Annotated in this window: 9 protein-coding genes; 7 read left to right on the top strand and 2 right to left on the bottom strand. The window is 42.9% G+C overall.

The window, feature by feature from the left end; genetic code table 11:
• The first annotated feature begins 126 nt into the window (after window positions 1-126).
• From NST83_RS16655 to NST83_RS16645, 3 genes are all read left to right on the top strand, one after another.
• Complete coding sequence (locus tag NST83_RS16655; RefSeq protein ID WP_342414970.1) at window positions 127-1,593, top strand: hypothetical protein; 1,467 nt, start codon at window positions 127-129, stop codon at window positions 1,591-1,593.
• 145 nt (window positions 1,594-1,738) lie between these two features.
• Window positions 1,739-2,617, top strand: coding sequence for a hypothetical protein (locus NST83_RS16650; protein WP_342414969.1), 879 nt, complete (start codon window positions 1,739-1,741; stop codon window positions 2,615-2,617).
• A gap of 243 nt (window positions 2,618-2,860) precedes the next feature.
• The gene (locus tag NST83_RS16645; protein WP_342414968.1) at window positions 2,861-7,456 is read left to right on the top strand and encodes a fibronectin type III domain-containing protein; all 4,596 of its coding nucleotides are present in this window, start codon (window positions 2,861-2,863) and stop codon (window positions 7,454-7,456) included.
• Between the two features lie 79 nt (window positions 7,457-7,535).
• Here NST83_RS16645 and NST83_RS16640 read toward each other — a convergent pair whose 3' ends face one another.
• On the bottom strand, window positions 7,536-8,045 hold the full coding sequence (locus NST83_RS16640; protein ID WP_342414967.1) for a discoidin domain-containing protein: 510 nt from the start codon (window positions 8,043-8,045) through the stop codon (window positions 7,536-7,538).
• Window positions 8,046-8,894: 849 nt separating this feature from the next.
• Here NST83_RS16640 and NST83_RS16635 point away from each other — a divergent pair.
• Complete coding sequence (locus NST83_RS16635; protein ID WP_342414966.1) at window positions 8,895-9,524, top strand: TetR/AcrR family transcriptional regulator; 630 nt, start codon at window positions 8,895-8,897, stop codon at window positions 9,522-9,524.
• On the top strand, window positions 9,521-10,495 hold the full coding sequence (locus tag NST83_RS16630; protein WP_342414965.1) for an alpha/beta hydrolase: 975 nt from the start codon (window positions 9,521-9,523) through the stop codon (window positions 10,493-10,495). Before NST83_RS16635 ends, NST83_RS16630 begins: the two co-directional genes overlap by 4 nt.
• A gap of 166 nt (window positions 10,496-10,661) precedes the next feature.
• On the opposite strand, the gene sigK is transcribed toward NST83_RS16630, so the two are convergent.
• Window positions 10,662-11,363, bottom strand: coding sequence for an RNA polymerase sporulation sigma factor SigK (gene sigK / locus NST83_RS16625; RefSeq protein ID WP_014282571.1), 702 nt, complete (start codon window positions 11,361-11,363; stop codon window positions 10,662-10,664).
• Between the two features lie 251 nt (window positions 11,364-11,614).
• Between sigK and NST83_RS16620 the strand changes: the two genes are divergently transcribed.
• Window positions 11,615-11,986: a NucA/NucB deoxyribonuclease domain-containing protein gene (locus NST83_RS16620; RefSeq protein WP_342417975.1), complete on the top strand. Its 372-nt coding sequence runs from the start codon at window positions 11,615-11,617 to the stop codon at window positions 11,984-11,986.
• Between the two features lie 373 nt (window positions 11,987-12,359).
• Window positions 12,360-12,830 (top strand): DUF523 domain-containing protein, encoded by a 471-nt coding sequence (locus NST83_RS16615; RefSeq protein ID WP_342414964.1) that lies wholly within the window; start codon window positions 12,360-12,362, stop codon window positions 12,828-12,830.
• Window positions 12,831-12,857 lie beyond the last annotated feature (27 nt).

Genomic DNA, 12,857 nt, shown 5'->3' with positions numbered 1-12,857 from the left:
TTTTTGCACAGTATCTTCCATTAGAACCAGAAGTGTTTTATGATAGAGCCATACAGCCTAGAAGTTACCCTGGTTTATCTGGGGAATAGCGGGAATTCCTTAAACCATTTGAGAGGGGATTTCAGTATGAAGAGGTTCAAAAAGGCTATTGCAGTTATGCTAAGCGCGATGCTCCTGTTTGCTTTTGGGTTGACTGCGAATGCGAGTCAAAGCACAGATGGGGTATCGGACCAAGCGATTAAGGCGGAGTCCGATGTTCAGCTAACAACTGCAAATGAAAGCGTCATTAAGCAGCTAATGCGGGCAGACAAGCCTGACAGTATTACTTCTTCGGTATATGCCATGAAGGAAGATCTCAACTTCAAGACACCAGAGACACCCTCATTGAAAAAAGAAACTGTTCCTTCGCTGAAAGCAAGCCCAGCGGCAGCCACAGCTTCTTCTGCTACGTATTCCGGTACGATTACGGAAGAGGGAGGTACACAATTTTTATATCCGATCTATTTGCAGCCTGGCGAATTGTTGCAGGCTCAGCTGGACGGACCATTTTCAGCACAGCTTGACTATGACTTGTACTTATACGAGTTTGATATGACGACAGGTGACATCAACCCCAATCCAATAGACGCTTCTACCTACGGTACTTATTTTAACAATTATGAACAGGGGGCTGCATCACTTCCCGAAAACGTAGGAGCGCGCAATGCTATCGGATCGGAAAAGGCTTATGCGATTGCAGTTCATGCGAAGAAGGGCTCTAGCATTAATGCTCCTTTCTATCTAACTGTCGATACAAGTTCCAGCTACGATGCATATGAGCCGGATGAGAGCGCTTTTCATGCTTATAACTTTACCTTTAGTACGGGTGGATCTTCCCTTAACTCACGTTCCATCCATTCAGGCATTGATAACGACTGGTATCAAATCACGATCCCTGCGAGCCGCAATTATGATGCATTAAATGTAAAGCTGGATAGTACCTCGGAAAGCTACGGTTACAAAGCGGAAGTTTATGGAGCTCTCAGCGGCAACCAGATGGTGCTTCTCCCGCAAACGAATCACAATGTTTCTTTAAATACTGGAACCTACTATGTACGAGTATACACAACCAATCAGTACTCAGCTGACCATTTGTATACACTAACACTTAAACCGGTGCTTCGGGCTGGAAAAATTGTAATTAACGGTTACGACTCTTCTAAAAATGGCCCTAATGATTACCCAACCTATTCTTACGGTCGTCATTACCGTGTTACTGGAACCAGTGATTTTACTGTGAAGGGTGTCGTTACTACAACTGATAATTATCCTGTTGCAAATGCGCCTGTTGATATGACATGGTTGAATCAGAACTGGACTGAAGGCAGCGGCAATCGCACTCGTACAGGCACAGCATATACGGATCAGAATGGGGCCTTTAGTGTTACCGTTTCCCTGCCTCATTCAACTGGAAGTATTGCGGAATACTTGTCCGGAGCAATCAGTTTTACACACTATTTTGATCTCTCAGGGGTAGCTGCTCAGGTTAGAGGAACTTCGATTATAGACACAGATATTGTATATCACTTCGCTTACAGTATTTATGGCGGTTGATTAACTGCTTTAATATTTGTTCATTTTTAGGACAAAGCATGTATTCATTCCATATGTGCTTTGTCCGATATATATAGAAACAGGGTCACATTACATTATACATACGACTTAGAGTGCCTGTTACCAAATGACAGGAGGAAATCAAATGAATTTTGAGCCCCTTAGAATGCAACGAGCCGTTATTAATACTAGTAGCTTGCGGATAAATGTGGAAGCTAAGCAAGCCCAATCCCCCCAGCTTTATGAAGGAAAACGCTCCGAATTGGTTATTCAAGACTCCGTAGAGATTAGCGAAACTGGTAGGCAACTGGCTGAAGGAGCTATTGTATCACAGTCTGCTAAGTATTTCGGAACAACCCAGATCAACGATGCATTAAACCGAGTTTTAGAAGGTCAGCCAGAAGAAGTGTCCAATGCGGTGTACAGTATGATTGAATCCAATTTTATCGTCAATGGAACAGTAACAGATGAGAGCCAGCGAACCGTGCTACTGGAGATGGGAGTTTCCCAATCCAAGTATATTGCAGACCACTATATGGAAGGTGACAAGGCCAAAGAGTTTTTGGAAACTATGAACCAAATAGCTGCTATTGCTTTGACACGTTCAATTGATCCAGAGACTGGAGATATTAGTTACACGACTCCAATAGACCGTCCGATAGGTGCCCCTGAGGATTACGTCAAAATGTCGGAATTGATGAAGCAGGCTGACCCCCAAAAATATACTGCATTCATCAATGACATTAAAGGTGGAGGGAATGGACTGAGTCAGTTGATAGATTTTGCACAAAAGGCTCCTCAAAACCCCAAATGGATTGAGAAATATAAGGAACGTACAGGAGAGATTGCGGAGTTGCTAAATAACACGCGAATAGAGAACCGGTTTGACAAGGCTGATACGACTTCAGCTTCCGCTTTTATGAACAGTATGCAAAATATTCTTAAGGAATCTTCCGCTATGCAGGACTCTTACAGTCAGAACTTGCGCGCCTTTTTTCGGAACTTGGGCGTTCACGTTAATTAAGGCTTCGAGGCTGACCCCGAGATGTGGAATAATGTGAAATACAAGAATTTATGAATTTTAAATGATGTCGTGCTGTTTACATTACGTTTAGAACGAAGTATAATAACTTCAAAACATACTCGTTACTTTGAGGAAGCACCTCAAACTTAGGCTTAACCGCCTTCGTTTGGGGTGCTTTTTCTATTTTAGCCGAAACGAGTTTGTACAACTCTTTGAAAATAAAATAAAGCAAGGGAGAAATGTATGTATCCAAAAAATAAGCGAAAGGTAAGGAAATATAGCAAGTGGGTATATGGATTTTTAGCTGTAATGATCATGTTAACCGCCCTCCCTATATTTCCAGAGAGGGTATCAGCTGCTACCCAAGAGATCATCGGAGGACCTTTTTGCCAAAATAATTTACCTGGTGGGGGTGACAGTTGGGGGTTATGGTCAGGAAATGGAATAGGAGCAACTGAAGTTTATAGCGGCATGGGCTCGGCAAGATATAAGTGTGAGGGTGTGGTGCAGCCGACAGAACGTTTTGTTGATATTGGAAGATCTATTAAGACATCAGATTATAAGATTTTTGTTTATATCGAAGGGTCTTACCATACTGATATATATGTATCTAATGCAGCAGCGGGTAACAGTTGGCAGCCTAATGGAACGAATTTATATACATGGACCGATGTCACAAAATTTTATGCCAGTAGCTCTTATCAAGGGAAATGGGTAGAGATCACAGACTCTATTACGTTAAAAGATATTCGGTATTTTAGAGCTATGGGTACTAACCAGCAGACAAGTACTGAAATATCCAGGTTTGGAGTCCGTGTCATTCCCAAATCAGACTTGATGCCTAAATCACCCCAGATTAATGCAGGGGCTGAGGGCCAAGCAAGTACGGGGTGGACCAAAGGACCTGTAACGGTTTGGATCAATGGGGATGTGGCACCTGAAGGGCTAAAATACTATGAATACAGCCTAAATGGTGGAGCATTTCAACAGTACACAGGACCCTTTACTGTATATGATCATGGTGTAAATACAATCTATGCCCGGACTGTAGACGTGAACAACCAGTACAGTGGTCTTTCTTCCGGGAATGTCAGGATAGACCAAATGCCGCCGACGCCACCGATCATAAGTGCAACGGGCAACAGTAATGACTATACCATTACATTGCAGCCAGGAGCGGACGACTATTCTGGGCTGGCCCATACACAATTTCGCGTGACGGGCGTTGTCAATCGAGGTTGGCAAGACTATGGTGGAGCATTCCATGTTAATCAAGATGGCAAAAGCACGGTTTATGCCCGCTCCATAGACAACGTGGGTAATGTGAGCCAAGAAGTAAGCAAGGAAGTCACTATTGATAAAAAGGGTCCGACTGCTCCTGCTATCCGAGCTAGCGAGGCGGGCCCAACGATCAACAATGTGAATATTGCCATTGATTCAGGAAGTGATCCTGTAAATGGAATCAAGATGACGCAGTATCGTTTGAGTTCAGCAGGGGAGTGGCAGACATACAATGGCGTTTTTACATTAAACGCGGAAGGGCTGTACGAACTATCAGCACGGACGATCAATAATCTGGACGTGTCTAGTCCAATCGTGACTCAATCGGTCATGATTGATCGAACTAGGCCAACGCCCCCGGAAGTTACGTTCTCCGAGGTGACGATGCCCACCCGATACACCAATAAGCCAGTACAATTTGCTATTTCGGGTGGAACGGATATTTCAGCAGTACATTACGAATATCAAATGGGCTCTGGCCATTATGTTCCTGGTTCATCGGGAGTATTAAATAATTCTGGCATCGTCAAAGTGACTGCTCAAGCTGTGGATGCAGCTGGAAATCGGAGTGATCCAGTGTCCGCAACATCTTACATTGATTTGGAACCCCCGACGATCCAGCTCACACCGGATTCGCGTGAATGGAAGGATACGAGCATCCAAGTGGGGATACGATATGCGGACCAACATTCGGGGATCGAACCAGCGACGATGCAGTATAAAATCACGAACAGCCCTGATGTACCCGAACATTGGGATACAGCTGCTGATACAGGAATTCAGATTAACCTTTCAAATGAAGGTGAATGGTATGTTCATGCCAAGGTTAAAGATCAGGCGGGTAACATTTCTGAAACGGTCAGCAGAGCACTTCGCATTCAGAAGCAACCTCAGCCGGCTGAGCTTTCTGCGTCATCCGTACGAAATACAGAGGTCGATCTGCAATGGACTCTTCCATCGGGCCTTGATGATGGTTACGTCTATACCGTCCGAAATTTAACGACGAATGAGATTTGGGATGTTACGCATCCGACAAATTCTTTTACAAACAAAGGGCTACAGGGAGGGCGTCCATACGAATATGAAGTGCGTTCCAGTAATCACGTGGGAGGCAATGCTTATTCCAATCGAGTTCGTGTGCTAACGTTACCTGATGCCCCGGATCAGATCCGATTACGAACCATGTCTCGTACTTCAGCACAAATCATGGCTGATTTTACGCCAGTGCTTTCAGCTGACAGCTATAAGATTACAGCAATGGATGTTAGTACGGGGGAAGTCATATTTAAGGATACTGTTACACAGGATGTGTATAATCCAATTACGGGGATGAAACCGGGTGAATTTTACGATGTTTCGGTATCAGCAATGAATGCCAGTGGTGAGGGTGCGGCCAAGCATGTGTCTTTTTTAAGCCTGCCAGATAGCCCAAGCGGATTCCAAAATGTAACCGTGAAGGACGATGGAATCGACTTAAAATGGGATCGTGTAATTACAGCGACATACTATGCTCTGGAGCGGGACAAAGCAGCTGTTTATAAGGATGTGTATACTGAATTCGCTGATCACGGACTTCAGGCAGGAACGGAGTATGATTATTCCATTTCCGCTGAAAATGCAACCGGCCTTGGAGATGATGCTCATTTGAGGGTCATCACATTACCTGATCGGGTAACTACGCTGGCGAGTGTGGAGAATGATGTATATTCTGTCAGTGTAGGTTGGCAAGATGTGCAGGGGGCTGACGGATACATCTTGAATGTTAATGATGAGCCAGATGTGCGGCTTCCCCGGGGAAGCCATGCCTATACTTTTGATGGATTGCCCGCAGGTAGGAATGCAAATATTCGAATCCGGGCCTACAATCGAAGTGGTATAGGTGAAGATACAACTATCAACGAATTAACACTACCCGCATCGGTTGTACGACTTATAGCGGTAGAGGTTCGGGAACATGATGCCGCGATTGTTTGGGACCCAGTCGATGGGGCGACCAAATATAAAGTATCAATCAATAGCCAGGATTATTACAGCACGGAACCACGTGTAGTCGTATCCGGATTAGAGGGTGGAAAGAAATACGATTTTCAGGTGAGCAGCGGTAATGGTAGTGGGTTCAGTCAGCCTGTGCGGGAAGAGCTGCTCACGCTTCCACCTCAAGTGCAAAACGTCAAAGTCACAGAGCTAGGGAATGGCCAGATTTTGCTGAACTGGGATGAAAGCAAAAATGCTTATCAATATGCTGTAATTCGGAAAGATACTGGTGAAATCGTGAATACCAAGGATACTAGTATCAAGCTTTCAGGTATCCAACCCGGTACGATGTACTCGTTCGGCATTCAAGCTGTCAATACAACGGGCGCAGGTGAGTGGACTCCATTTACGTATCGTGCGCTGCCAGGTCAAATACCAGATCATGAGCTGACATTTAAAGATGTAACAGATACCGATCTGGTAGTGACGTGGAAAGAAGCTCCTGGTGCGGATACCTACCATGTATACCAAAATGGGCTGCTTATCGGTCATACAGTAAACTCTAATTTTAAAGTAGATGGTTTGGATAGCTCTACGGTGTATCGTATTACGGTCAAACCGGTTAACACAAGCGGTGAAGGTAAACAGACAGAAGGCGAGGTAGAAACGTTACCGTCTCCAGAATTTGCGTTTTCGAAAACGGAGACGACGAATAGCGAGTTTATGATCCACTGGGAATCAGAACACAAAAATGATATTTTCGTACTCACCAGTGAAGGGCAAGCAGAATTATATCGTGGTAAGGATCGAAGCTTTATTTGGAGTCAACTTAAAGAGAAACAATCGTATGCAGTTCAGCTATGGGCAGAAAACAGCCAAGGAAAGCGTACCATTGCAAAACAAGCCAACGGTAAAACAACAGGGAATACTGAAGCCTCAGCCTCAGGCGGTGGAGCAGGAGGTGGGGGGATCATCAAGCCGATTCAGCCCGATGTAGAGGAGTTGACTGAAACAGCGATCGTTCAAGCACCTTCAGTCGAAACGAAGCCCAATCGCTTTAGTGACATTGAACGGGCATTTAACAAAGATAAGATTAATGCCCTTGCAGATTTGGGGGTAGTGAAGGGTATGACCCAAACCCTTTTTGAGCCGAGCAGACCTGTAACACGTATGGAGTTCACTTCGATGCTCGTCCGTTCCCTGAAATTACCGCTCGAAACGGATATGGCTTTAAGCTTCGAGGATATCAATCCATCAGCGTGGTATGTTGATCTACTAAAAACAGCGATTAAAGACCAGGTCGCTCGTGGATTTAGTAATAAGGTATTTGCTCCAGATCGCGTTATTAACCGGGAGCAGGCGGCTAAAATGGTGAACAACGTTATCAAGGCTACGCCACAACAAGAAAGCAACATCTACTCAGATGCCTCTCAAATTGTGGAATGGGCCAGAGAAGATGTACTGGGTCTAACCGAAATTAATTTAGTACAAGGATATCCAGATGGAAGCTTCCGTGCAAAACAGGAAATCACACGCGCCGAAGCGGCTGAAATGATTTATAACATGATTCAAAAAATTCAATAAAAAGAAGGGGGTGGCATTAGCCAGCCCCTCTTTTGTATATGTGCATATAGGAATTGATGCAGTATGCTCACATTGATTTTTATTCCGCAATAGCGGGATTTAAATTGGAATTTCTGTAGGCTGGAACGCCATTGATTGAAGCGGTTCTTAACTGAATATATCGTACACCATAATAGGTTGTTGTATTATTCAGGCCAGATGAAAGTACAGTTATTTTATAATATTGAAAAGGAATCTCATTGTTAAATTGATAAGTCGTTTTTGCAGTAGTTGGCACTGCTTCTACTGCACCTAATCTAAACCAGTTTTCTCCGTCGTTAGAACCATGAAGAGAAAACGTTAGGATAAAAGCTTTAAAGGTTGGCTGAGCCAAGAGGATATCATTAATCGTTTTGCCTTCATCTAATTTGAATACAATTTCTCCACCTCTACCGCTCAAGCTGCTTTCCCAAGAAAGATTATTATCAACTAAAATATTTTTTGGAAAAGTATTTTTGGAATCACCATTAGTTGAAACATTTTCTTCTGCTATAACGACAGGATCAATTGAAAAAGAATAATCGTTTGGATTCTGACTAAATTTTGTCATGTTGCATTTCCCCCATTAGTTAAATTATTTAATATTGGAATCAATATCATAATACCCCTCAGTAGCTTTAATAAAGAGTACATATAGATCAAAATGGTTTAGTTTGTCTATATGTAGTATGCATTTCGTTGGCTTAATCATTTATGAAATGGATTCATTGTTGAAATTATTATTGTATATTGATATGAATCTCTCAATAAATGTATTCCCTTATACTAAAATACATATTGCGACTGTCAGAAAAAACACACCAATACTCTTCAACAGGTAGAGATTGTCGTCTACATAGCTTCAAATGGACGGAAGTAAACCCGGGTTAGATAAAGCACTGGATTGCCTCAATTCGCAAATGAGCGCAAGGCTGTATATACAGTTATTGCTAGAATGCTGTTGATGACGACACATACAATATAAGCAACCCCCGCGTATTCCTAACATTAAAAAGGAACAATTGTTTACATGGTTTTATGATAGAGTTTAAGCGATATAATTACGAAAAAGGCCCCTATTGGGACCCTAATGCAGTTCATATATTTGTGCTTAAACGCACGCTTTTCAATGCGAGACACATACGAACGCGTAATCCCCGATGGTAACGAAGGATATGAGGTCCTCCAAATCTTCACCGTTAAGGAAGGCGGAACATGTACTCATCCAAAATAACCTGATAAAAACAAGCCGGAGGCGCATGTTGGGCAGCACTCCGGCTTGTTTTTATATGTTGAGGTTCATCCTGCTCGTAAGTAAATTCACTCTTGCTATAAGTCGTAATTTAAGATATATTATTAATTAAATAACTGATCATTTAATTAATTAACGAAAGTTTAGCTTAAAGAGAGGGGAATACATTTGGCAAGACCCATCAATGAAGAAAAAAGACTGGAGCGGCGTAAACGTATCCTAGAAGAAGCTGTTATCCTGTTCGCAGAAAGTGGCTATTCGAATACCACAACGGCTATTATTGCGCAGAGTGTGGGGGTGACTCCTGGAACCATTTTTCAATATTTCCCTAGCAAAGAAGCTTTATACTACGCAGCTGTCCTTGAGCCGCTTGCTGATATTCAGGCGAAATCGCTTGCTTGTCTACAACAAGAGGGGACGCCGGGCGTATTGATTAAGAACATGGTGGCAGAACAATTCAACCATATCTACTTATATACAAATGAATTGCGGCTTGTTCAATCTGTCTTAGGACAACGAATAAGATTCCCTGAACTTACACAGAAGGTCCTTGAAAGTACAAAGGTAATGACAGATGCGATCGAATGCGTCTATGCCAAGGGACAGTTAATGGGCGAATTCAACAAAAGCTTTTCTCCAGCAATGATCTCTCGTGCCTATATCTCTTTCTTTAATGGAGTGGGCTTAACTCTTGGAGAAAGTATTATTCATCATCCCGAGTGGGAAAATCTGAAGAGGCATGCCTTTTATTTGTTCGCACCCATACAACCTAAAGAAAAACTGGAGGAGTCTGAATGAGTCAAACATCATTACAACCTGATCTGACATTTAACGTTCGTGTGAAAAAACGGAAGAAAATTTTATGGAGCCTAGGGATCGTGCTTTTGCTTGTGATGGCTCTTGTATTTTTTATATCTTATAAAGTAGTAGACACCTTGTTGCACCATCCTAGAGACACTAATGTCAGCTACGAATTGAATATCAATAAAACTCCTTACGAAGAGGTCGAGTTCAAGAGTTTGAAAAATGATAATACGATTAGAGGTTCCTTCTTCCCTGCAAGTGGTCTTTCTGGTAAAGCAAGTAATAAGACGATTATTGTCGTCCATGGATATACGAGCAATCGTTTAGTCAAAGGGCGGACCCCAAAGTTAGTAGAGCATTTCGTTCCGAAGGGCTACAATGTATTGGCATTTGACCTCAGCTCGCAAGGTAAATCCGATGGTGATTTGATTACATTGGGCCTCAATGAAAAATACGATTTGCTAGGAGCTGTAAGCTATTTAAAATCCAGAGAACATACGGGTGATAACATTGGAGTTATCGGCTTTTCAATGGGTGCTGCTACTTCTTTGCTAGCCGCAAGTGAAAGTGATGACATTAAAGCCGTAATTGCGGATAGTCCTTTTCGTAATGCTGGTCTATTTCTGAGAGAGGGTTTGCCCTTCTTTTCAGGTTTACCAGCGTTTCCATTCAGTTATACATCGACATGGATGGCAAATTGGGCCTTTAAGGTTGATCTTGATTCCATATCTCCTATGGATGCGGTAAAAAAGATGCAAGACAAGCCAGTTATGCTCATTCATGGTACTGGAGATCAGCAAATTAGTTATAAAAATACAGAAATTATTTACGAGTCCTTAAAAGATAACCCAAAAGCAGAAGTATGGTACCCGCAAAATACGGAGCACATCGATGCCATCAACCATTACCCCACTGAATATTTCAAAAGAGTAGATCGCTTTTTAGATGAGTATGTAGGAAAATAAATTCAATTTCAGAGAGCCAACTAATGGAGGAGCTTGTCCTGACGAAGTAAAAATACCCAATAATATCAAGCATTTTTAGCCTGTAGTGTAGAAAACCACTACAGGCTTTTATTGGCGTTTAAAATGAAAATACATATCAAAATAGTTATTATTGAAGCGGAGCTCATTACCCCTTCTGCTTGTAAAATTCATGGTACAGCTTCATTAACGCACGCTTCTCAATGCGGGATACATACGAACGAGAAATCCCCAACTCTCTGGCAATTTCCCGCTGTGTACGTTCTTCTCCTCCGGCTTCCAGGCCAAATCGACCAATAACCACTTCTTTTTCACGCTCATCCAAAATATCCAGGTTGCGATAGATTTTACTCTTCTCTATTTTGAGCTGTACCTTATCCACAATATCGTCCGCCTCGGTGCCGAGGATATCAATTAAAGTAATTTCGTTGCCCTCTTTGTCTGTCCCAATAGGATCATGGAGAGATACGTCTTTACGTGTTTTTTTCAATGAGCGAAGATGCATTAAAATTTCGTTTTCAATACACCGGGCCGCAAACGTTGCTAATTTGGTGCCTTTCCCGGTCTGAAAGCTTTCAATGGCTTTGATCAGTCCGATGGTGCCGATGGATATGAGGTCCTCCAAATCTTCACCGGTGTTATCAAACTTTTTCACAATATGAGCCACCAGCCGCAGATTATGCTCAATTAGTGTGTTGCGGGATTGCGCATTGCCTTCGGCAAACAGCTTTAGGTGTCGGGCTTCCTCTTTCTCAGTCAATGGCTGCGGAAAGGCGTTGTTTTTCACATAAGAGACGAGTAGCGTCAATTCCTTGATGAACAGAGCGATAGCGCTAAATAGTCCGGGCACGGGTGACACCTCCTGAGGTAGTTGCGAACTTGCCGGCCTACGGTACTTACCGGGCTTGTGATCTGTTTATTGTATGTGGGCAGGTGCCCATCCGTGCCTGTACTCCGAAAACTGTTTTGCAACAATTTAGGGCTGTAATTTATTTAACACACCTCTACATTTCAAATCGTATTCTATAGACAAATAACAGAATATGGAGGTGTGCAATGATAAGAGGGCTTATTGTTTTTTTGCTGGCTGCCATTTTATCCATGCAAAGTGCTTATGCAGAACCTGTAGTGAACATGCAGAGGGCAGCAGCAGAGTATACCTTGAACTTCCCAACCTCTCGCTATCCGGAAACCGGGGCGCATATTAAGGATGCAATTGCAACCGGGCATTCTTCGGTTTGTACGATTGACCGAGACGGGGCCGAGGAAAATCGCAGAGAGTCCTTAAAGGGATATCCGACCAAAAAAGGATATGACCGTGACGAGTGGCCGATGGCGATGTGTGCAGAGGGAGGGGCAGGGGCAGACATTCGTTATATAAGCCCTAGTGATAATCGTGGCGCAGGATCATGGGTAAGTCATCAAGTGGAAGATTATCCGGATGGAACGCGGGTTAAATTTATAGTGAATTAGTGAGGTCTAGAAATTAGACGTTCATTATGTTGGTACAGAAAGAACAGTTTTGGCAATCTTAAATCGAGTGAGGTTATCCCTATTTACGGGACGGCCTCGCTTTCTTCATTTTTTATGTCATACGGTAGAAGAAGCGACATTATTGATATGGAAGAAGGAAGTTTTATTTTTCGTACGATGACTATATGAGAAAATTTGATTATACTTAAACTACTTGAATCCAGTTCATAAATGATTAAGCCAACGAAATGTATACTTCATATAGACAAATCAAACCATTTTGATCTATATGTACTCTTTATTAAAGCTACTGAGGGTATTATGACATTGATTCACTTAAGTTGTGAAAAGCAATGATATGAGGTGGAAGCAGATGATTTTGGTAAGTTCGTGTTTGGCAGGGATGAAGGTCCGGTATAACGGGACGGATAGCTTGGACGTACATATTCAGAAGTTGGTTGAGGAAAAGAAGGTTGTGGCCATCTGTCCTGAGCTGTTGGGAGGCTTTATGACGCCGAGACCGCCTGCTGAAATTGTGGGCGGGACGGGGGAAGATGTACTGAACGGTACAGCCAAGGTGGTTGAGTCCTCGGGCAACGATGTCAGTGAGATGTACATTAAAGGTGCATACGAAGCTCTGAACATAGCTAAAGAGATTAACGCTACGCTCATTATTTTAAAAGAAAACAGTCCGTCTTGCGGATCAGCCGCCATCTATAACGGGTCATTTGAAAACCGGAAAATAGCAGGTAACGGCGTAACCTCGGCTTTGTTGAAAAAGGAAGGCTTTAAGGTGATTTCGGAGGAACAATTGTCGGAAATTTTCTTGCACGGGGATATGTAGTGGGTTGGAAGACATGCGAGTCGGGAT

It is taken from the genome of Paenibacillus sp. FSL R10-2782, from assembly GCF_038592985.1.
In the GTDB taxonomy this organism is placed as follows: Bacteria; Bacillota; Bacilli; order Paenibacillales; family Paenibacillaceae; genus Paenibacillus; species Paenibacillus terrae_C.
This window is presented reverse-complemented; position numbering and strand designations above follow the sequence as displayed.